This window comes from Sphingopyxis macrogoltabida (assembly GCF_001307295.1).
GTDB classification, from domain to species: domain Bacteria; phylum Pseudomonadota; class Alphaproteobacteria; order Sphingomonadales; family Sphingomonadaceae; genus Sphingopyxis; species Sphingopyxis macrogoltabida_B.
The window spans coordinates 39,009-60,000 of record NZ_CP012700.1 but is presented as its reverse complement, the minus strand read 5'-3'; the positions used below and the strand labels follow the sequence as shown (position 1 = coordinate 60,000).

General features: G+C 65.9%; 21 protein-coding genes (1 of these 21 running past the window's edge). 8 read left to right on the top strand and 13 right to left on the bottom strand.

Annotated features, from left to right (window positions below; translation table 11 throughout):
- Positions 1-1,104: the 3' portion of a lipopolysaccharide biosynthesis protein gene (locus AN936_RS00315; RefSeq protein WP_054586404.1), read on the top strand. It extends 408 nt beyond the left edge of the window; 1,104 of the gene's 1,512 nt are visible here — the last part of the coding sequence; its start codon lies off the left edge, out of view; it ends in the stop codon at positions 1,102-1,104.
- 101 nt (positions 1,105-1,205) lie between these two features.
- On the opposite strand, the gene AN936_RS00310 is transcribed toward AN936_RS00315, so the two are convergent.
- Entirely contained in the window at positions 1,206-1,631 is a 426-nt protein-coding gene (locus AN936_RS00310) for a CBS domain-containing protein (protein WP_054586403.1), read from the bottom strand.
- A 132-nt stretch (positions 1,632-1,763) separates the two neighbouring features.
- Between AN936_RS00310 and AN936_RS00305 the strand changes: the two genes are divergently transcribed.
- Both AN936_RS00305 and AN936_RS00300 read left to right on the top strand, forming a co-directional pair.
- Positions 1,764-2,072, top strand: a complete 309-nt coding sequence (locus AN936_RS00305) for a hypothetical protein (protein WP_054586402.1) — start codon at positions 1,764-1,766, stop codon at positions 2,070-2,072.
- Complete coding sequence (locus tag AN936_RS00300; RefSeq protein ID WP_234715691.1) at positions 2,062-2,460, top strand: acyl-CoA thioesterase; 399 nt, start codon at positions 2,062-2,064, stop codon at positions 2,458-2,460. Before AN936_RS00305 ends, AN936_RS00300 begins: the two co-directional genes overlap by 11 nt.
- Here the strand turns inward: AN936_RS00300 and AN936_RS00295 are convergent.
- The 6 genes from AN936_RS00295 to hisS form a co-directional block, all read right to left on the bottom strand.
- Entirely contained in the window at positions 2,457-4,007 is a 1,551-nt protein-coding gene (locus AN936_RS00295) for a DUF4139 domain-containing protein (RefSeq protein WP_234715690.1), read from the bottom strand. The genes AN936_RS00300 and AN936_RS00295 overlap by 4 nt on opposite strands.
- Positions 4,008-4,045: 38 nt before the next feature.
- Entirely contained in the window at positions 4,046-5,431 is a 1,386-nt protein-coding gene (locus tag AN936_RS00290; RefSeq protein ID WP_234715689.1) for a DUF4139 domain-containing protein, read from the bottom strand.
- A gap of 124 nt (positions 5,432-5,555) precedes the next feature.
- On the bottom strand, positions 5,556-6,437 hold the full coding sequence (locus AN936_RS00285; RefSeq protein ID WP_054586399.1) for a DUF4167 domain-containing protein: 882 nt from the start codon (positions 6,435-6,437) through the stop codon (positions 5,556-5,558).
- A 255-nt stretch (positions 6,438-6,692) separates the two neighbouring features.
- Positions 6,693-7,520 carry a peptide chain release factor N(5)-glutamine methyltransferase gene (gene prmC, locus AN936_RS00280; protein WP_054589995.1) on the bottom strand — a complete coding sequence of 276 codons (828 nt, stop codon included), beginning with the start codon at positions 7,518-7,520 and terminating at the stop codon, positions 6,693-6,695.
- Positions 7,513-8,580 carry a peptide chain release factor 1 gene (gene prfA, locus AN936_RS00275; protein ID WP_054586398.1) on the bottom strand — a complete coding sequence of 356 codons (1,068 nt, stop codon included), beginning with the start codon at positions 8,578-8,580 and terminating at the stop codon, positions 7,513-7,515. Before prfA ends, prmC begins: the two co-directional genes overlap by 8 nt.
- Positions 8,580-9,827, bottom strand: coding sequence for a histidine--tRNA ligase (hisS, locus tag AN936_RS00270; protein WP_054586397.1), 1,248 nt, complete (start codon positions 9,825-9,827; stop codon positions 8,580-8,582). Before hisS ends, prfA begins: the two co-directional genes overlap by 1 nt.
- Before the next feature lie 77 nt (positions 9,828-9,904).
- Between hisS and AN936_RS00265 the strand changes: the two genes are divergently transcribed.
- The 3 genes from AN936_RS00265 to ppa all read left to right on the top strand — a co-directional run bounded on the left by AN936_RS00265 (position 9,905) and on the right by ppa (position 13,500).
- Positions 9,905-10,543 (top strand): DUF1345 domain-containing protein, encoded by a 639-nt coding sequence (locus AN936_RS00265; RefSeq protein ID WP_054586396.1) that lies wholly within the window; start codon positions 9,905-9,907, stop codon positions 10,541-10,543.
- A 359-nt stretch (positions 10,544-10,902) separates the two neighbouring features.
- Positions 10,903-12,828, top strand: coding sequence for a M61 family metallopeptidase (locus tag AN936_RS00260; protein ID WP_054586395.1), 1,926 nt, complete (start codon positions 10,903-10,905; stop codon positions 12,826-12,828).
- Between the two features lie 135 nt (positions 12,829-12,963).
- Positions 12,964-13,500, top strand: coding sequence for an inorganic diphosphatase (gene ppa / locus AN936_RS00255; protein ID WP_054586394.1), 537 nt, complete (start codon positions 12,964-12,966; stop codon positions 13,498-13,500).
- Between the two features lie 92 nt (positions 13,501-13,592).
- On the opposite strand, the gene AN936_RS00250 is transcribed toward ppa, so the two are convergent.
- The 4 genes from AN936_RS00250 to AN936_RS00235 all read right to left on the bottom strand — a co-directional run bounded on the left by AN936_RS00250 (position 13,593) and on the right by AN936_RS00235 (position 18,160).
- A complete protein-coding gene (locus tag AN936_RS00250; protein ID WP_054586393.1) occupies positions 13,593-14,528 on the bottom strand; it encodes a mechanosensitive ion channel family protein in 936 nt (311 codons plus the stop codon).
- Positions 14,525-15,730 (bottom strand): cystathionine beta-lyase, encoded by a 1,206-nt coding sequence (gene metC, locus AN936_RS00245; RefSeq protein ID WP_054586392.1) that lies wholly within the window; start codon positions 15,728-15,730, stop codon positions 14,525-14,527. The genes AN936_RS00250 and metC overlap by 4 nt, the downstream gene beginning before the upstream one ends.
- 76 nt (positions 15,731-15,806) lie before the next feature.
- Complete coding sequence (sseA, locus tag AN936_RS00240) at positions 15,807-16,649, bottom strand: 3-mercaptopyruvate sulfurtransferase (protein ID WP_054586391.1); 843 nt, start codon at positions 16,647-16,649, stop codon at positions 15,807-15,809.
- Between the two features lie 200 nt (positions 16,650-16,849).
- On the bottom strand, positions 16,850-18,160 hold the full coding sequence (locus AN936_RS00235) for a hypothetical protein (protein WP_234715688.1): 1,311 nt from the start codon (positions 18,158-18,160) through the stop codon (positions 16,850-16,852).
- Between the two features lie 136 nt (positions 18,161-18,296).
- On the opposite strand from AN936_RS00235, the gene queF reads away from it, so the two are divergent.
- Together queF and AN936_RS00225 are read left to right on the top strand one after the other, a co-directional pair.
- A complete protein-coding gene (gene queF / locus AN936_RS00230; RefSeq protein ID WP_054586389.1) occupies positions 18,297-18,767 on the top strand; it encodes a preQ(1) synthase in 471 nt (156 codons plus the stop codon).
- 69 nt (positions 18,768-18,836) lie between these two features.
- Positions 18,837-19,247, top strand: a complete 411-nt coding sequence (locus AN936_RS00225) for an acyl-CoA thioesterase (protein WP_054586388.1) — start codon at positions 18,837-18,839, stop codon at positions 19,245-19,247.
- Between the two features lie 71 nt (positions 19,248-19,318).
- Here the strand turns inward: AN936_RS00225 and AN936_RS00220 are convergent, their stop codons facing one another.
- Both AN936_RS00220 and AN936_RS00215 read right to left on the bottom strand, forming a co-directional pair.
- Positions 19,319-19,573, bottom strand: a complete 255-nt coding sequence (locus tag AN936_RS00220) for a hypothetical protein (RefSeq protein ID WP_054586387.1) — start codon at positions 19,571-19,573, stop codon at positions 19,319-19,321.
- 122 nt (positions 19,574-19,695) lie between these two features.
- On the bottom strand, positions 19,696-20,982 hold the full coding sequence (locus AN936_RS00215) for a cytochrome P450 (protein ID WP_054586386.1): 1,287 nt from the start codon (positions 20,980-20,982) through the stop codon (positions 19,696-19,698).
- Positions 20,983-20,992 lie beyond the last annotated feature (10 nt).

The following is a 20,992-nucleotide window of genomic DNA, read 5'->3' as shown; positions in this document are numbered from 1 at the left end:
GCGCTGATCTTTCTCGCGACGCCCTTCATCGCGCTTCCCGAAGTAATGATGTCGCGCAAGCTCGACTTCCGCCGCCAGGCAATCGTCAACCTCGTCGCCGCGCTCGCGGGTGCGGGCACGGCGCTCGGCTGCGCGCTCGCGGGATTCGGCGTCTGGACCCTCGTCTATGCGCCGATCGCGATGTTCTGGACGCGCGCGATCGGGCTGACCTTTGTAGCGCGGCTGCTCGTCTGGCCGAGTTTCAATTTCAAAGGATGCGGTCAGATCATCGGATTCGGATCCGCGGTGCTGTTCAGCCAGCTCTTCTGGCTGGTCCAGAGCCAGTCGGACGTCTTCATCGCCGGCCGCCGATTCGAACCGCATGCACTCGGCCTCTATGCCGAAGCGCTGTTCCTCGCGCAGATCTTCATGGCGAAGTTCGTGCCGCCGCTCAACGAAGTCGCCTTCCCCGCCTATTCGCGAATCAAGGACAATCCGACCGCGATGCGTTGGAGCTTTTTGAAGACGGTCCGCCTGCTGATGCTCGTCGCCGCACCCTTTTATTGCGGACTCGCGGTGGTCGCGGCACCGATGGTCGAGACGCTGTTCGGGGTGAAGTGGCTCGGCATGGTGCCCTATATCCAGCTGCTGTCGCTCGCGCTCGTCGCAATGACGGTGCAGATCCTCTTCGCGCCGGTGAACAATGCGCTCGGCAAGCCGCATGTTTCGATGCTCACCTCGCTCGGCGGTGCGATCATCTTTCCGGCCGCCTTCCTGATCGGCGCGCAATGGGGGCTGATCGGCATCGCCTGGGCGTGGCTGGTCGCCGCGCCGCTGCTGCTGTTCGTCGCGGCGCGGATGTCGGCGCCGCTGATCGGGGTTTCGCTATGGGAGATCGGCCGCGCGATACTGCCGGGGCTTGCGCCCGCGCTGCTGATGGCAATCGGCGTCGGCTTCACCGCGCAATGGCTTGCGCCACTCGGCGTCGCGGCGCCGATTCGGCTGGCGCTGCTCGTCGCGCTGGGCGTCGCGCTTTACGGCGGGCTGCTGTGGTTGCTCGAACGCGAGGCGATCGCCGAAGTGATGCGCCTCGTCCTGCGCCGGCAAGTTTCCGATTCGGTGTAACGGCACCAGCCCGCTCTCCCTCCCGGCCTCCCCGACGATAGTACCCTATGGGAGGCCGGGCGGGGGAGCGGGCCGGTGCCGCCTTCAGGCATTAGCCTGAACTACGACGCGATATAATCGCGCATCGCCGCGGCTTCGGCCTCGATCTTGTCGATGCGATATTTGACGAGGTCGCCGATCGACACGAAGCCGACGAGCCGGCCGCCGTCGACGACCGGCAAATGGCGGATGCGCTTTTGCGTCATCTGCGACAGCGCCCCGATCACAGCCATCTGCGAATCGCAGGTGACCGGCGATTTGGTCATGACCTCGTCGAGATGCCGGTCGAGTGCTTCGGGACCATAGGAGGACATCAGCCGGACAAGGTCGCGTTCGGAAAAGATGCCCACGATCGCCTCGCCCTCCATCACCGGCACCGCGCCGATGCGATGCTGTGCCAGGAGATCGATCACCGCGCGGACCGTATCTTCTTTCCGTGCCGCAATCACCGGACCCTTACGCCCGTGCAGGATCGCTCCGATCGTCATGCCATGCCGCTCCCCATGTCGCTTTACAGGATGAGCAGCTTAACATGATTCGCGGCCAAGCCCAAAGGACTGCAGCAGGGCGACGGCCTTTCGCGCTTGGTCTTGCCGCGCGGCTGGTCCATGAGGGCGCGCATGGTCAAACGATCCCCGCTCGACAACCGCGACACCTCGCAGGTCGCCTGGGCCCGCTATCGCCGGCTGATGAAGGGCATGGCGCTGGTTTCGTTCGGCGCCGTCCTGCTCGCGCTGGGCTGGCTGCGCTATACGATGGGCGATGCGCTCACCATTCACATGATCATCGCGACGGCGGCGGGGGTCGGACTGTCGGTCCTGCTCGGTGCCGCGCTGATGGGCCTCGTCTTCCTGTCTAGCGGCAGCGGCCATGACGAGGCGATCGAAGACCCGTTCGAGGACGACCCGGATATGAACCGTGACCGATAAGAATATTGCCGATTCGGACTGCCCGCGCGATCCGATCCTGCGCGTCGTCCCGCGTCCCGCCGATATCAATGCCAACGGCCATATCTTCGGCGGCTGGGTCCTCAGCCAGATGGACATCGCGGGCGGCATCGTCGCCGGCCGCGCAGCGCAGGGCGCGGTCGCAACTGTCGCGATCGACACGATGGAATTCATCGCTCCGATCCTGCTCCGCGACATCATCTCCATCTATGCGCATATCGAGCGGCGCGGGCGCACCTCGCTGGCGATCCGGCTGGAGGTGGTCGCGACCCGCGACGGCGGCCGCACCGAGGAAAAGGTGACCGAAGGCGTGTTCACCTTCGTCGCACTCGACGAAAATCACCGCCCGCGGCCGCTACCTGCCGCCTAATCCTCGCTCTTGGGCGTCCGGTACTCGAAACTGCGCGTCGCGTTCGCCGGTACGCGCACCGTCCAGGTCGGCAGGCCGTCCTTGCGCGGCAGCTTGCGCAGCCGCGAATCGAGCGTGCCGGTGTCATAGATCTGGAAGCCGAGCTCGAACGTCACCGCAAAGGGATTGGCGTTCGACACCGTGACGCGATACTCATTCTCGCGATTCTTCGGCGGCACGTAATTTTCCATGTCGACGCGAACCTGGCTGCTCTCGCCGATTACCAGGTCGACCTTTTCGCCGACCGCATGGTCGCGCATCATCCCCTCGCCCGCCAGCAGTTCGCGGCCCTGCGCTAGCTCGAACACCGCAACCTGCCCGCTGGGTAATGGCACGCCCAGCCGCGCGGTTTCCTTGTTCTGCATGCGCAGCAATATTTCGGTCGTCGCGGCCGTCTCCTCGTCCCCCGGACTCGCCCGCAAGCGATAGATCGTCTCGAACGGCACCGCGTCCTTGATCAGCAGCGCCACCTGCTTCTGTCCGTTCGCCGCGACGGTGACCGGAAAGGGCACGCGATAAAGCTTGAGGTCGCCCAGATCCTCGAGCTTCGCGGTATCGACCACCGCTATCGGCGCCGCCATCGCCATTTCCCGGCGGCGTGCCCCCGTAACAACGATATCCATCCCCTCCGCCATCGGCGGCGGCGGCGGCGCGGGCGGGGGAGGAGGCGGGGGTGGCGGGCCGTAGCGGCCGCTGCCGGTCGGAAAGCAGCGCAGACTCAGTTGCGGCGGCGGCGGTGCCTCGACGAGCGAATCGAAATCGCTCGTGACGTTGAGCGTGCCCGCCAACACTGACATATTCGCGTCGGCAAAGCTTTCGCCATTGCTGTTGGCGACGGTCAGCCAGGCGAACAGGTCGAGCGTCTTGCCGTCGTCCGCCACGCGCGCGACATAATTGCTCGCCCAGTCGAACCCCGTCGACAAATAGGTCAGCGTCACTGTCGCCCGCTGTGCCGCCGGGCTGCGCGTCGTCACCGACAGCGTCGGCTTCGCGGTCAGTCCCGCCGGCACCCCGTCATAGACCAGCGTTTCGGGAAGTCCCGTGCAGCGCAGCGCTTCATAGCCCGCCAGAGTCTGCAGGATGACGGCGCCCTCGGGACCCGAGCGGATGACCGCCTCTTCCTCGGTCACCTTTCCGGTCGCGCGGTCGGTGCGGCGGAGATGAACGCGATTGCCGAGCGAACCGTCGAGCAGACTGGCGGGCGACAGCAGCGCCGCATCGCGATTCTTCTGCGCGACGCCGCCTGGCAGGCCGGTGACGATCGCGGAGACCGCGACCATGCCTTCGGATACGCCCTCGAACCGCACCCGCGATTCGCCGGCAGGCAGGTCGATCGTCCGGGTTTCGGAAATCAGCGCGAATCCGTTCAGCCAGTTGCGGTCGATCTCGCCGCCTTCGGCGCGGTCGGGATCGCGAAAGACACTGACCGCGACCTTGTCGGGCGCGGTCGAGGTGACCACCGACTGCGCCGCCGCCGGCGACGCCGCGAACAGCAGTAGCGAAAACATCGACAGGGGGGATGCGGCGCGGCGCATCGGTCCGCGAATCAGTAACGCGTTTCGAAGGTGGCGGTGATCGTCGCCTCGCCGTTCGCGGGTACGGTCACCCGCCACTGCGTGCCATCCGAATCGAGCCTTTCGCTCTTCTGGCTTTCGGTGATGATCTTCGTTTCCGACCAGTACCAGTCGAGCCCGCGCTGCCGGAGATCGAGCGTGACCGGCTCCGACCGGGCGTTGGTCAGCAGATAGGACATCGACGAGCGCCAGACATAGGTCCCGCGTTTTTCGCGCGACACTACGGTCGCTTTCACCTTCACGTCGAACGCGTCGCCGGTCTTCAGCCCCAGTTCGCTGCCCATCGGCGTGTGGCCGATCTGGTTTTCGCCGATGAACTGCGGATCGCCGCGCAGGTCGCGCTGGTAAAAGCGCACCGTCCCGGCGGGCAGCGCGTCGCCGAGGCCGCCGTCGCGGCTCGAGGTGAATTTGATCACGCTCGCCGCGCTAGCCGGTTCGGTCATGTTGTTGAAGCCGTCGACGGTGAACTCGTAGATTTTCTGCGCCGGCACTTTCGACACGTCGAGGAAGCTCACCTGCTTGGTCTGCGCATTGGCGATCGTCGTGCGTTCGGCGAGCGGATAGAGATAATAGTCGCCGAGCTGCTCGCGCGGCGCAGTTTCGGTGCCGGCGCGGCGCAGGTTGCCGGGACCCGGCGGCTGCGGGCGATAGCGATACGACTGGCCGTAAGCGGCCATGCCACCCGCCGACGGCGTCCCCGCGACGAGCAGGGTCTTGGCATTGTCGAAGGTCGTGCCGGTGTTGTTGCTCAGCGTCACCCAGCCCTGGACGTCGATCGTCCCCGCCTTTTCGTCATAGAGCGACACATAGTCGGCGGACCAGCCGAGGCCGTTCGTCAGATAGGAAAGCGTCGCCGGCCGCGTCCCGGCGCCCTTGCTCTCGACGGTGATCGACAGCGTCGGCTTGGCGCGCAAGTTCGGCGGGATCTTGTCGAAGATCACCCGCACCGGCAGGCCGTCGTCGCGCAATATCTCGATCCGCGGCCCGATCTGCAGCACGACGCCGCCGTTGACCGCGAGCACCTTGGCGCGCTCGCGCGTTTCGGCGCCCGTCGCGGGATTGATCCGGAGCAGCGTCACCGTCTCGCCTACCGCCTTCTGCATCAGCGCATCGGGCGAGAGGAGGTCATAGTCGAAATTCTGCTCGACAATCGCCGCCCCGTCCGCGGCGAAGGAGACGGTCTGCGGCCGGATCTGTGCCGAAACGTCGGGAAACTCCTGCCGCGAGCGCCCCGCGGGGAAAGCGATCTGGCGGATATCCTCCACCAGCGACTGCCCGCCGTTATAGATGGTGACGGCAAGGTCGCCCTGCGCATTGCCCTGCGTCGGATCCTGCGCGGCGGCGGGGAATGAAACCATCGCCGCAACGGCGGCCACCGAAGCGCAAGTCCTTGCCAAAACGCGCATAAAAAACCTCCCCGCCAACAGTCTGGCGGGGAGGCTATGTTATGTGCCGGTCAAAAACCAGCGTGAAATAATGACCTTATTCGGCGGCCTCGACGCCGCTGCTCCGTGCCGCCAGCGTGCGGCGCGTGCGGCGCGGTTTTGCGGCAGGGGCTTCGTCGCCGCCATCTGCGCCGGCGTCGGCCTCTACGCTCCGTTCGGGGCGGCCGATCGCCGGCGGCAGCACGGCCGTGTCGATGCCGGCATTGCCGTTATCGTCGCCTGCGCTCTCGTCCTTGCGCGGACGGCGCGCCGGGCGGCGTGCGGGACGCGGAGCCTCTTCGGCTTCGACAGTCTCGGCCTGCGCATCATTGCGGTCGTCGCGCTCGTCCTGTTCGCCGCGGCCGGCGCTGTCTTCGTCGCGGGTACGGTTGGCGCGGCCGCGACCCTGCTGGCGATTGCCGCGATTGTCGTCGCCCTGATCGTCGCGATTGCCGCGCACTTCGCGGTTCCCGCGATTGTCGCGCTGGCCGCGGTCGTTGCGATCATTGCGCTCGCCACGGTCGTCGCCATCGTCGTCGCGGCCGCCGTCGGCGTCGATATCGCTGTCGGTATCGTCATGACCGTCGAAATCCTCGACGCCGCGAATCTCGCGACCACGGTCGTGGCTGCGTTCCTGGCCGTTCTGGGCGTTCTTTTCTTCCTGCCGGGCGCGGAAATCGCTCACGACGCGGAAATAATGGTCGGCGAACTGCAGATAATATTCGGTCTGGACCCGGTCGCCGGCAAGCTGCGCGTCACGCGCAAGGTTGCGGTATTTCTCGATCATCTGGGCGCCGTTGCCGCGGGCGCGGCTGTCGATGCGGTTGGCCTGGTCGACGCCCCCGCGTCCGCCCGACTGCGGGCGACCATTGTTGTTGCTGTTGTTGTTGCGGCCGCGACGGCGACCGCTCTGCCGGTTGTTCATGTTCAACTGAGACATCCTGTCGAAAAGCCAAATAAGCTATGCCAACCCCTTTTGGCCGACCGCGCCATTTGCGCGTCGCGCCCGCGCTCCCTGCGCGGCTTTACCCTTTACCGCTTGAACGGAACCCACGCCCCGGACCAGCATCGTAAGTGGGAAGCAGTTCTGCCGGGCCAGTATCGATGCCAAGCATCGCCAATGGGGTCCGATCAGTCCTAGCGCCGCCCCTACCGCGCTTTGCGGCGTAAACCAAGCGAATAATTGCGGCGACGCTCAGGCACGGGTCAGCAAAAGCGCCCTGTCACGGCCGCCGAGGTCGCGGCGGCACCCGACGGAAAAGCCTGCCGCTTCGGCAAGAGTAGAAACCGAAATAAGCTGCGAGGCTCCGATTTCAAGGATCGCCACGCCGCCGGGCGCCAGCAGGCGCGGCAGATCGGGAATGATCCGGCGATAATCGTCGAGCCCGTCGGGCCCGGCGAAAAGCGCTCCGGCGGGCTCATGGTCCGCGACATCGGGCATCAGTTGTTCGGTATCGGCGATATAGGGCGGATTGCACAGGATCAGGTCGAATTGCCCGGCGACCCCGTCGGTCCAGTCGCCTTCGCGGAATATTGCCCGATCCTGCATTTGCAATTCGCCCGCGTTCCGGCGCGCAAACGCCAGCGCCTCCGCCGACGCATCGACACCGAGCCCGGCCGCTTCGGGCAATTCGGACAACAAGGCCAGCAACAGCGTGCCCGGCCCGGTTCCAAGGTCAAGGATATGCAGCGGCGCCTCGCGATCCTCGACATGCGCCAGCGCCGCCTCGATCAGCGTCTCGCTGTCGGGGCGTGGGATCAGCACACCCGGGCCCACCGTAACGCGGATCGTCCAGAAGTCGCGATAGCCGACGATATAGCCGACCGGCTCGTGCCCCATCCGGCGATCGATCAGCGCAGCGAAATCGCCGGGTACGGCGAAGCGCGGCGGATCGAGGAGCAGCGCCTGCCGTTCGATCCCCAGTGCATGCGCCATCAACAGTTCGGCGTCGAGGCGCGGGGTGTCCGACACCGCCGCCAGCCGCGCCGCCGCATCGCGCAGCGCGGCGCCTACCTCACTCACCCAGCCCCGCCAGCCGCTGCGCCTGATCTTCGGCAATCAGCGCGTCGATCAGTTCGTCCATCGCGCCCTCCAATATCTCGGGCAGGCGGTGGAGCGTCAGGTTGATGCGGTGGTCGGTCACCCGGCCCTGGGGGAAATTATAGGTGCGGATGCGTTCGGAGCGGTCGCCCGAACCGACCATCGACTTGCGCGCCGACGCCTCGGCGCTGTGGATCTTCTCGCGCTCAAGGTCATAGAGCCGCGCGCGCAGCACCTGCATCGCCTTGGCGCGGTTCTTGTGCTGGCTGCGCTGGTCCTGCTGGATCACGACGAGCCCGGTCGGAATATGTGTGATGCGGATCGCCGAATCGGTCGTGTTGACGTGCTGGCCGCCCGCCCCCGACGCGCGATAGATGTCGATCTTGAGGTCGCTGTCGTTGATCGCAACGTCGACCTCCTCGGCCTCGGGCAGCACCGCGACGGTCGCGGCGCTGGTGTGGATGCGCCCGCCGCTTTCGGTGACGGGGACGCGCTGGACGCGGTGGACGCCGCTTTCGAACTTGAGCTTGGCGAACACGCCCTGCCCGCTGACCGATGCGACGACTTCCTTATAGCCGCCGACCTCGGCCTCGTTGGCCGAGATGATTTCGACCTTCCAGCCCTGCGTATCGGCATAGCGGCTGTACATGCGCAGCAGGTCGCCCGCGAACAGCGCCGCCTCGTCGCCGCCGGTTCCCGCGCGGATTTCGAGCATCGCGGCACGTTCGTCGGCGACGTCCTTCGGCAGCAGCTTGATCGCGAGGTCGTGCTCGGCGGCCGGCAGCGCCTCTTCGACCGCCGCGATTTCCTCCTCCGCCATCGCCTTCATCTCGGGATCGCCGAGCATTTCGTTCAGCGCCGCCAGTTCGTCGCGCAGCCGCGTAACTTCGGCCGCGGCCCGGGCCACTGGTTCGAGCTCGGCGAACTCCTTCGACGCCGCGACGAAATCGGCGGGCGCCATGTCGCCCGTCGCCATCCGCGCCTGTAACGCGGCGTGGCGTTCGATGATGGCGTCGATCTGTTTTTCGGAAACGCTGGTCATCAAAGGGCCCGGACGACCGCTTCAGCCTGCTTCGCGCGATCGCTGTCGCCGCGGACATTGATATGCGGCGCACCGTCGCGCGTGCCGACCGAGATCAGCGCGTGCGCCGGAATCTTCGCCGCCTTATCGAAGCGCTTGCGCGGCGATCCGCTGGCGACGATTTCGGTCGCGAAGCCGCTGCTGCGAAGCGCCGCCAGCGCCCGCATCGCCAGCGCGAGCAGGCTGTGGTCCTCGACCGCGATCACCACATCGAGACGATTGTCGATCACGTCGTCGGCGAGCAGCATCGCCAGCCGCTCGATCCCGGCCGCCCAGCCGACCGCGGCTGTCGGCGGTCCGCCGAGATTCTCGATCAGCCCGTCGTAGCGCCCGCCGCCGAGCACGGTGCCCTGCGCGCCGAGCCGGTCGGTGACGAACTCGAACGCGGTGTGGCGATAATAGTCGAGCCCGCGTACCAGCCGCGCGTTGCGTTCCCAGGCGACGCCCGCGGCATCGAGGCCGGCGGTGACCGCGCCGAAGAAATCCTGCGCTTCGCCGGTCAAAAACGCGTCGATATCGGGTGCGCTGTCGGCGATCGGGCGGTCTTTGGGATCCTTGCTGTCGAGGATGCGAAGCGGATTCTTGTCGAGCCGGGCGAGGCTGTCCTCGCTTAAGCTCTCGCGATGCCTCTCGAAATGCTCGACCAGCGCCGCACGCCACGCGTCGCGGCTTGCCGCGTCGCCAAGCGTGTTGAGCGTCAGCGTGACGCCTTCGGATATGCCCAGTTCCTTGAGCAACTGATCGGCGAAGACGAGCAGTTCGGCGTCGGCGAGCGGGCTATCGCTTCCCAGCACTTCCGCATCCAATTGGTGGAATTGGCGATAGCGCCCCTTCTGCGGCCGCTCGTAACGGAACAGCGGCCCGTGCGTCGCAACCTTCAGCGGCGCGAACTGCTGCCAGCCATTGGTGACATAGGCGCGCGCGATCCCGGCGGTAAATTCGGGGCGCAGCGTGATCCCTTCGCCGCCGCGATCCTCGAACGAATACATTTCCTTCGACACGACGTCGGTCGTCTCACCGAGCGAGCGGGCGAACACTGCGGTCGGCTCGATCACCGGCACCTCGATGCGCTTGAAGCCATAGAGGCGGCGCACCCGCTCGAACGTCTCGACGACATAAGCGAAACGGTCGGCGAAATCGCCGAGCATGTCCTGGGTACCGCGGACGGGCTGCGGGGTCGGGATCCTGGCGGATTTGTCCTTGCTCATGGGCCGCGCGTCTAATCGCTTTTCGGCGAAAGGCAAAGCGGGCTTGCGCGGGCTTCGCGCGCGGCTAGGCTGGCGTCATGGCCCGCACGATCGGCAATCGCATCGCCCCGCCCCGCTTCGTCGCCTATGCGGCGGGACTGGTTCTCGTCGCTGCATGGGCCATCATGCAGGATCGATCGGCGCTGCAGGACTTTCTGATCGGCTTCGACATCGTCACCGCGCTCTTCCTTCTGTCGACGATCCCGCTGTTCCGCACCCGCGACCCGCATATCATCGAGCGCCATGCGGTCGAGAATGACGCGAACCGCGTCGCGCTGCTCGTCATCTCGGTCGCGGTGAGCGCGGTGGTGCTCGGTGCCCTCGCGCAGCTCGTATCGGGCACCGGACAATATTCGAAGCCGCTCGTCATCGTCACGCTGGCGCTTGCCTGGCTGTTCGCAAACACCGTTTATGCGATCCATTATGCGCATCTCTATTACACCCCCGACAAGGCGCACGGCGGCCATGCGGGAGGGCTTTCGGTGCCGAGCAGCCCCGCGCCCGACTATTTCGACTTCCTCCACTTCGCGCTGATCCTCGGCATGACCTTCCAGACCGCCGATATCGACATCACCAGCCGCGCGATCCGCCGCGTTTCGACCTGGCATTGCCTCGAGGCCTTCATCTTCAACATCGGCATATTGGCCTTCTCGATCAACATGATCGCCGGAAGCTGAGCGATCGGGCAATCACCGGTTTCGTCGAACCCCACCGCACGCCTGTAGAGTCCGTACTCAATTACCACGCCGTCGAGGCGCCCAAATGGCGAACAGGTCGGGCTGAAAGACGCGCCGGGAAGGCTGGTGGCCTTTCCAAGCGGCTTTCGGACCGAGATGGAAGCCATTTGGGCGTCCCGCAGGGATTTGATCAAAATGGCCCATTGCTTCGTCGAGAAGGCTTGAAATATCGACATATTACTTCGCCCTCTCTCCTCGCACTGGGCCATTTTGCTTCAAACCTCGACGGCGTGGTAATTGAGTACGGACTCTGAGAGCGCCCGCTGGACCTGATCGCCATTTCGTCGCAGATACACGGCATGAGAAAAGCACCGCTCGTCGCAGCCGCCCTGATCGCCTTCATTGCCCCCGCGCAGGCGCAGGATGGCAACAGCCGCCCGCAGCCGGTCGTCCAGCCGCTGACCATCCCGCTGCCCGCCGACAAGCCCTATCCGGGCACGATGACGCTCAGGGTCGACGCGACCGACGTCGCGCGCGGCATCTTCCACGTTCGCCAGACGATTCCGGTCGCCAAGACGGGCAAGCTGACCCTGCTCTATCCCGAATGGCTGCCCGGCAAACACGCGCCGCGCGGCGCGATCGCCGAGCTCGCGGGTTTCAAGCCCAGCGCCGGCGGCAAGCCGCTCGTCTGGACGCGCCAGCCGACCGACGTCTACGCTTTCGATATCGAGGTGCCGGCCGGGGTGAAGAGCATCGATGTCGCCTTCGATTTCCTGTCGCCGACGCGGACGAGCGAAGGCCGCGTCGTCGTCACGCCGACGATGATGAACCTGCAATGGGAGCAGGTCAGCCTCTATCCCGCCGGCTATTTCACCCGCCAGATTCCGGTGCAGCTCGACGTGACGCTGCCCGAGGGATGGACCGGCGCCGCCGCGCTCGACGGTCTCAAAATCTCGGGCAACCGCTACAGCTTTGCCCCGACGAATTACGAGGTGCTCGTCGACAGCCCGATGTTCGCAGGGAAATATTTCCGCAAATGGGATCTCGGCAACCGGGTGACGCTCAACGTCGTCGCCGACGAAGCCAAATATCTCGAAGCCAGCCCCGACCATATCGCGCGCCACGCGGCGCTGGTGTCGGAGGCGGTTGCGCTGTTCGGCGTGCGCCATTTCGACCGCTACGAATTTCTCCTCGCGCTCAGCGAAGAGCTGGGCGGCATCGGGCTCGAACATCACCGGTCGAGCGAGAACAGCCGCAACCCCGACTATTTCACCCGATGGAACGACAACGACAGCGAACGCGGGCTGCTGCCGCACGAACTGACGCATAGCTGGAACGGCAAGTATCGCCGCCCCGACAAGATGTGGACCCCCGATTTCCGTACCCCGATGCACGACAATCTGCTGTGGGTTTACGAAGGCCAGACGAGCTTCTGGGACCTTGTCCTTGCCGGTCGCTCGGGGATGCAGTCGAAGGAGATGATCCTCGCCGAATGGGCGACCAACGCCGGTTTCTACAGCGCGCAGGCCGGGCGCGCGTGGCGCTCGGTCGACGACACGACGCTCGACCCGATCATCGCGGCGCGCAAGCCCAAGCCCTGGCCGAGCTGGTCGCGCACCGAGGATTATTACAACGAAGGGTCGCTGACCTGGCTCGAGGCCGACATGCTGATCCGGACCTCGACGAACAATGCGAAAAGCCTCGACGATTTCGCGCGCGCCTTTTTCGGCGGGCGCGAGGGCGACTGGGGGCAGGACACCTATAATTTCGACGATGTCGTCGCGGCGCTCAATGCGGTTCACCCCTATGACTGGGCGAAATTCCTGCGCGACCGGCTGCAGACGCCGGACCAGCCCGCGCCGGTCGGCGGCATCGAACGCGCCGGATATCGCCTCGTCTGGCGCGACGCGCCCAACATCTACGACCGCGACCGGATGGCGCAGGCGAAGAACACCGACCTGACCCACAGCCTCGGCATGGTCGTCGACAAGGACGGCATCGCGAGCGGTATATTGTGGGACGGCCCCGCCTTCCGCGCCGACATCGTGAACGGCACGAAGATCGTGGCCGTCGACGGCATGGCGTACAGCCGCGAGCGAATCGAGGCCGCGGTGCGCACCGCGACCGACGGCAAGACCCCCGTCCGCCTGCTCGTCGAGCGCGGCGGGCGCTATCGCAACATCGATCTCGACTATCATAGCGGGCTGCGCTGGCCGCACCTCGAAAAGGCGGGCAGCGGAGCGGACTGGTTCGACCGGTTGCTGGCGCCGCGCCGGGCGCTTTAAATCGTAATCGAATCCGTTCGTGTCGAGCGAAGTCGAGACACCCATCGGCAACGCACGTCCTCACGGCATCTCGACTTCGCTCGATGCGAGCGGCTAAGGGGCGTCCGAATCACAGAACAAAGGACTGCATCTCCCATGCGCATCGACCTGATCCCCGCCGGCGACAGCCCCCCCGACAGCCTCAACGTGCTGATCGAAGTGCCGATCGGCGGCGAACCGGTGAAATATGAGTTCGACAAGGCGTCGGGCGCGCTGTTCGTCGACCGGTTCCTGCACACGCCGATGCGCTATCCCGCCAATTACGGCTTCATTCCGCACACGCTGGGCGACGATGGCGACCCGCTCGACGCCCTCGTCGTCGCGCGCTCGCCGATCGTCGCGGGCGCGGTGGTCAAATGCCGTCCGATCGGCGTGCTGCTCATGGAAGACGATGCCGGCGGCGACGAGAAATTGCTCTGCGTTCCCGTCAACAAGACTTTTCCCTATTACGACAAGGTCGCGACCTACAAGGACATGCCCGAAATCGTGCTCCAGCAGATCGAGCATTTCTTCACCCACTACAAGGATCTCGAACCCGGCAAATGGGCAAAGCTCAACGGCTGGGGCGACGTCGACGAAGCGAAGCGCATCATCGTCGAATGCATCGAGCGGGCGAAGCAGGCGGGATTTTAAATTAGTCCGTCATTGCGAGAGCGAAGCGACGCGGCAATCCAGAGTAGCGTAAACCGATCTGCATTGCTTCGCTCCGCTAGCGATGACGAGATTTAGACAGTCGGCGCCGGGCCTTCATCCGGCGCCCCGACCAACCGCACATCGGTGCGCGGATAGGGAATGCGGATTCCGGCTTCCTTGAAGCGGTCCCATATTCCCAGAAACACCTCGCCCTGGATATTGCCGAGCCCCGCCTCGGGGTCCGAAATCCAGTAACGCAGTTCGTGGTCGACCGCGCGTTCGCCGAAGGCGGTGATCCACACCGCGGGTTCGGGCTCGTTCAGGATGCGCGGATTCTGCTGCGCCGTCTCGACGATCAGCCGCTGCGCGAGCCGGAGGTCGGCGTCATAGGGCACCGGAATGCGCATCCGTACCCGCACCTCGGGGCTGGCATAGCTCCAGTTCTCGACCGGCTGCGTCATCAAGAGTTCGTTCGGGATCAGGTGCTTCTTGCCATCGCGGGTGATCACGTTGACCGCGCGCACGCCGATCCTGGCGACGCGCCCGACATTTGGCATTCCGCCCGGCAGCGCCGAACCGCCCATCGAACTGCCGTCGCCGACAACGATGATATCGCCGGGTTTGATCGAGCGATCCATCAGCAGGATGATCCCCGCGATCAGATTGCCGACCGTCTTCTGAAGCCCGAAACCAATGGCAAGGCCCGCCGCGCCCGAGAAAACGGTCAGCGCGGTAAGGTCGATGCCGAGCAGGTCGATGCCGAACAGCAATGCAAAGACGAACAAGGCGATCGCGATCAGCTTTTCGGTGAGCAGCCGCTGCGTCGCGTCGATCTGGGTGTTACGGCGCAGGAGCCATTTGATCGAGCGCAGCGCGACGCGCACCGCGACATAGAGCAATACCGCGACGATGACGGTCGAGAAGAGCCCATAGAGCGACAGGCGATACGAGCCGACGTCGATGCCGATCGCCTGCATCGCCTCGACCGTACGCGTGGCGCCTTCGCGCAGACGCTCCATGGCGCTCATGCGTTCATCACCGCAAAGCCGCGTTCAAGATCGGCGATCAGGTCGGCGGGATCCTCGAGCCCGATCGACAGGCGGACGAGCGCGTCGGGATCGTCCCAGCGCGTCGCGGTGCGAATCTCCCCGGGATCGCTGGGGACGACGAGGCTTTCGTAACCGCCCCAGCTGAAGCCGATGCCGAAATGCGCCAGCGCGTCGATGAAGCGCGTTCGCGCCGCCGTGTCGGCACCCTTGAGCGTGAAGCCGAACAACCCGCTGGTGCCGGTGAAATCGCGCGCCCAGATCGCATGGCCGGGGTCGCCCGCCAGCGCCGGATGGAACACGCGCCCCACCTCGGGCCGCGCCGCGAGCCAGTTCGCCACCGCCAGCCCGTTTTCCCCGTGCCGCTGCATCCGCACGTCGAGCGTACGCAGCCCGCGCAGCATCAGCGCGCAATCGTCGGGCGAGACCGACTGGCCGAGTTGGTATGCCGCGCTCCGCAATTTCGGCCACACCGCCTTCGTCGCGGTGAGCGATCCCATCATCGCGTCGCTGTGGCCACCGACATATTTGGTGAGACTCATCATCGTCACGTCGATGCCGTGCTTCAGCGCGGGGAAGAGCAGCGGCGTCGCCCAGGTGTTGTCGAGCATCGTCAGCACGTCGCGTTCGCGCGCCACGGCGACGATCGCGGGAATATCCTGCACTTCGAAGGTCAGGCTGCCCGGCGATTCGAGGAAGATCAGCTTGGTTGCGGGGGTGATCAGTTCGGCGATGCCCGCGCCGATCAGCGGATCATAATAGGTCGTCGTCACGCCATAGCGCCCCAGCAAGCCATTGCAGAACGATCGCGTCGGCTCATAGGCGCTGTCAACCATCAACAGATGGTCGCCCGGCGCGAGCAGCGCCAGCAGCCCCGCCGAATTGGCCGCGACCCCCGAGGGATAGAGCAAGGTGCCCTCGGCTCCCCGCTCCATCTGCGTCAGCGCGTCGGCGAGCGCCCACACCGTCGGCGTCCCGCGCCGGCCGTAATAAAGCTTGTCGTGCGTCGCATGACCCCGCGCCTTCAGATCGGCGATATTGTCGTAAAGGATCGTCGACGCCCGCCACACCGGCGGATTGACGACCCCGCCGCCAAGCCGCGGGTCGCCGGTCCATTCGGGCCGCCGCCCGCCCTGTACGAGTTTCGTCGCCGGGCGGAGGCTGTCGTCGTCGCTTTTGCTCATGCGCCCCTGTTAGCGGAGCAGCGGCCAAAATCCAGTGGCGCGCAAAACACTCCTTCGCGGGGGCGGCGTTCGATTGTCAGGCCGCGCCAGTCGCCTTGGGCGTCGCCGGATCGGCGCCCCATTCGGTCCAGCTGCCGTCGTACACCGCGACATCGTCCTTGCCGAGCAGGTGCGCGCCAAAAGCGACGACGGTGGCGGTCATGCCGCTGCCGCAGGTCGTGACGAGCGGCTTGTCGAGATCGATGCCGGCGGCGTCGAAGGCGGCCTTCAGCTCGTCGCCCTGCTTCCAGGTGCCGTCGGCGTTGAACAATTCGCCATAAGGCAGGCTACGCGAGCCGGGGATGTGGCCGGGCGCGAGGCCGGGGCGCGGATCGCGCTCTTCGCCGGTAAAACGCGCCGCCGAACGCGCATCGACGACCTGTTCGGCGTTGCTCGACACATTGGCAAGCAGCTGTTCCTTGGTGCGCACGGCCTTGGCGTCGCGCCAGACGGTGAAGTGGCGGTGACGCAGCGTCTGCTTACCCATTTCGAGCGCCCGGCCTTCGGCCTTCCACTTGGCGAGCCCGCCGTCGAGCAATGCGACGTCATGCGCGCCGAACAGCTTGAGCAACCACCAGGCGCGCGCCGCGCTTTTCAGCGGGCTGTCGTCATAGAGTACGATGCGGCTGCCGTCGCCGAGGCCGAGCGACTGCATGCGGCTGGCGAATTTTTCGGCGGGCGGCGCCATATTCTCGACTGCGTTCGACGCGTCGGTCAGTTCGGCCAAATCCATGAACACCGCGCCGGGGATATGCCCCGCCTCATATTCGGCCCGCGCATCGCGGCCTTCGTCGGCAAGAAATTTCGTCGCATCGACGACCCGCAGGTCCGATGCCCCCAGTTCGCGTTCCAGCCAGTCGGTTGAGACCAAGGCGTCCATGTCATGCTCCTGTTGCGACCATCGGGAACCTTGATGCCTGTCCCTCGCCGGCCATCCTGCTGCGCTCTGTTATCTTTCCGGGGACATGTAGCCTATGCCCCCACCTGCGCTTTTTCAAGCGCAGTGGCGTCCTGCCCCAGTCGATGGTGCGCCGCAACAAAAAACCATTCGAAAGCAGGCGAAATATGTCGCTTTCGCGGCTATTGCGCGCGGCGCATCGCCGTGGCGCGCGCGCCGGGGCGATCGACGCGATGCTGCGCGCGATCGAGGGGCAGCGGCGCCAGCTTCTCGCCGCTCGCTCCTCCCTGTTCGCGGCCGAGCACGAAGCTGCCGGCATTCTGGCCAAAGGCCTCGCCGGGACCGTCCCAATGATAGGTGACGTCGAACGCAGCCACCGGAATCAGCATCGGGCGCCCTGCGATCATCAGCGGTTCGATTGCAGCGCGCGGCAACATCACTTCGGTCGAGATCTGTTCGCCCGCGCCGGGTTCGATCGCGATATCGTCGCGCAGCACGCTGCCGCCGGCTCCGTCGAAGAAGCGCGCGAGGACCGCCTCGGGCATCGCCGATCCCTGCCCGAGCGCGATGCGCACCATCAGCCCGGTCGCGGCGACCGGGCCCTGGTTGGCGAGGTTGAGGGCGAGCGAGACGACGACCTGATCCGCCGTCATGCGGATGTCCCGAATTTCGAGCGCCATCGCGACCATCGCGCGCTGCTCGTCGGCAGGGCGGGTGACCAGCGGCGCGGCAGTCCGTCCGGCCGGCGCCGAGGGACGCGCGGCCGGAGCCGGGGGCGTCGGCGCGCGGGCCGGTGCGGCCGCACGGGGCGCGGCGGGCTCGGCGGGCGGAACATATTCGGCAGGCGCGGCGCCAGCCGGCAGCGGACGACGGCGCCAGTACCAGATTCCGGCCCCAAGCGCCGCGAGACCGGCGAGCAGCCACGCCCAGAGCGGTGTCCCGCTTCCTTCGCGCTTCGGCGCCGCGACCGATGCCCCATCGTCTGCGGGCGGCGCCGCGACCGGCGCCGCGCTGTCCGGCGGTCCCGACGTTACGGGCGCAAGCGACGGAGCGGCATTGTCCGAAGCGGGCCGCTCGACCGCAGCGGCGGGCTGGTCGTTCGCCGCCGAACGCGAGGTCGAAGCAGCGGGCGTATCGCGCCGCGCCGGGGCGGGCGCGGGGGTCGGCGTGCCGGCGGCCGGACGGACCGGGGTCGTCGGCTGCGTCGGCGTCACGCGCGGCGGGGCCGGTTGCGGGGCGGGCGTCGGGACGCCGCGCCGTTCGCCGGGGGCGATGGGTGGCAAGCCATTGTCCGAAGGCCCCTGGACCCCCGGCGTGCGCCCCTCGTCGGCGGGCGGCAGGCGGAAATCGATCGAACGGCCGGATGAGGGCGGCGGGGTCGGCGTTTCGGTCTGCTGCGCCGAGACGGGCACGACTCCGGTGCCCGCGAGCGCCAGCGCCAGCGCGGCCAGCAACGCCCCCGCCGCCGTTCGTTCGTGCCCGATCCGCTTCATCTTCATGCCGTCTTTGCGACCCCGATTGTCTTAGGGTCCGCGCCGCTGAATTGGCGCTGAACCATGCTGCCGTTTGCAGGCCGCCGTCGATCAAGTGAACGATGACATCGGCCGCGCTGCGCACTAGACGAAAGCCATGAGTGATTCCAGCCATCCCCCGCTCGCCCCGAAGCATTTGGGCCGATCCAGCGACCTTCCCGCCTCGCCCGAAGCCGCGACCCTCGATTATGTGCCCAATCCGCGGGCGGACGAGCTGTATCTGGTCCGCTTCGCCGCCCCCGAATTCACCTCGCTCTGCCCGGTGACCGGCCAGCCCGATTTCGCCCACATCGTCATCGACTACGCGCCCGGCGAGACGATCGTCGAATCGAAGAGCCTGAAACTGTTTCTCGGCAGCTTTCGCAACCATGCGGGGTTTCACGAGGATTGCACCGTCGGCATCGGCCGCCGCCTTGTCGACGAGATGCGCCCCAAATGGCTGCGCATCGGCGGTTACTGGTACCCGCGCGGCGGCATCCCCATCGATGTTTTCTGGCAGTCCGGCCCCCCTCCCGCAGGACTGTGGCTGCCCGATCAGGGCGTCGCACCGTACCGCGGACGCGGCTGATGGTGATTTTCAACGAAATTGTCGGATTTCATCTTTCCGTCATCATATGTTGACATTAGTGTCAGCGATATGACCTCCGTCTCGCACCCCCACGACCATGCCATCGCCGTCGGCGCCGACCAGATCGATTTCATGGGGCACGTCAACAACGCCCATTATCTGAGCTGGGTGCAGGAGGCGGTGTTGTCGCACTGGCGCAAGATCGCCCCGCCCGATGCGGTCGCAGCGCATCTATGGGTCGCGCTCAAGCATGAAATCACTTACCGCCGCCCCGCCTTCCTCGACGATCAGGTCATCGCCACGGTGATCCTCGAAAAGGTCCAGGGCGCGCGCGCTTTCTACGAGACGATCATCAAGCGTGGTGAGGACGTACTCGCCGAAGTCAAATCGAGCTGGTGCTGCATTGACGCGGAAACGCTGCGTCCCGCCCGGCTCGCCAGCGATGTCATCGCGCGCTTCTTTCCTGCCGAAAAAGCATAGGCAAGCATTTGGGGAATAGCAAAAGGCCCGCCGTTTCGGGCGGGCCTTCCACGGTCGTCCAGACGAGACTGTTACGGGCTGACCGGCGCGTCGTCGTCGTTATCGACGGCAAGCCAGATGCCGCCGGCAATGATGAGCAGGGCCAGTACGGCCGGCAGCCAACTCGAACCGTCCAGTTCGCTCGAGCCGTCGGCGGCGCTGGTCGCACGCACGCCGTCGAGCGCGGGAGCAGCCGAAGCGACCACGGGCGACAGCGTCACCGACGTTGCGGCGATTGCCAGCGCGGCTTTTTTGAAGACATTCATGACAAACTCCATCGACTGCATGACGAGACGGGCGCGCGTGCACGCACCCCACCTCATTCCCGCAGCTACCGATGAGCCGTGACTTTGTTCCATCGGGCGCCCGCCCCCAAGCCCGAAAGCCGTCGAAACGCTCCGTTGCCGGGTCAGGCCGCGCGGAAACGGAGCGGCAGGCGCTTCAGACCGCCGACGAACACCGACTCGACGCGCGCCGGCTCGCCCGCCAATTCGAGGCTCTGCAGCCGCGGCAACAATTCCTCCATCAGGATCCGCATCTCCATGCGCGCCAGATGCTGGCCAAGGCAGACATGCGCACCAAAGCCGAAGGCAATCTGCTGGTTCTTTTCGCGGTCGGGATCGAAGGCGAAGGGATCGGTGAAAACTCCCTCATCGCGGTTGCCCGAGACATAGTTGAGCATCAGCCAGTCGCCCGCGCCGATCGCCTGGCCGCCGATCTCGACGTCTTCCTTGGCGCTGCGCATGAAATGCTGGACCGGTGTCGTCCAGCGGATCGCCTCCTCGATCAGTCCCGCCTTGTCGCTCTCCGCGCTGCGGAAGCGCTCGAAGAGCGCCGGGGTCTTCGCCAGTTCCATCATTGCGCCCGCGGTCGAGGCGCTCGTCGTGTCATGCCCGGCGGTCGCGATGATCATATAATAGCCGGCAAGCTCGCGGTCGGGAATCTGCTCGCCGCCGACCATGGCGTTGGCGATCACGGTCGCGATGTCCTCGCGCGGGTTGGCGCGGCGGTCCGCGGTGAGCGCGCCGAAATAATGCTCGAAGTCGGCGATGACATAGTGAAGCATCGCGATCGCCTGTTCGGCGCTGGTGATCGCCTCGCGGCTGCGGTTCAATTCGGGATCGGTCGGACCGAATAATTGCTGCGTCAGCATCAGCATGCGCGGCTCGTCCTCCGGCGGCACGCCCAGAATGTCCATGATGACGCGCAGCGGGTAATGCGCGGCGACGTCGCGCGCGAAGTCGCATTCGCCGCCCGCTTCCAGCATATGATCGACCGTCTCGCGCGCGATTTCGCGGATGCGATCCTCGACGATCTTCAGATTCTTGGGCATGAACCAGCTCTGCGTCAGCAGCCGGTATTTCATATGGTCGGGCGCATCCATCTGGACGAGCGAGCGGATGAGGTGCCCGTCATTGTTCGGCGTCGCGGCCCGTGCCAGCGCCTCGCCATCGCGGTCGGTGAGCACCGTCGGCCGGATGCCGTTGGCGAAACGCTGCGGATCGCGGCTGATCGCCATGATGTCGGCGTGGCGGGTGACGAGCCAGAACGGATCGTGATTGGGGTTTTCCGCGACCGCGAGCGGGGCGTTGGCGCGGGCCCACGCCAATTGTTCGTGAAGCGGTTCCCACTGCCCGTAAGCGACGGGGTTGATGACCGCAGCGGCTACCTCTCCAGGTAATATAGGTTTTGTCATGCAACCAAAG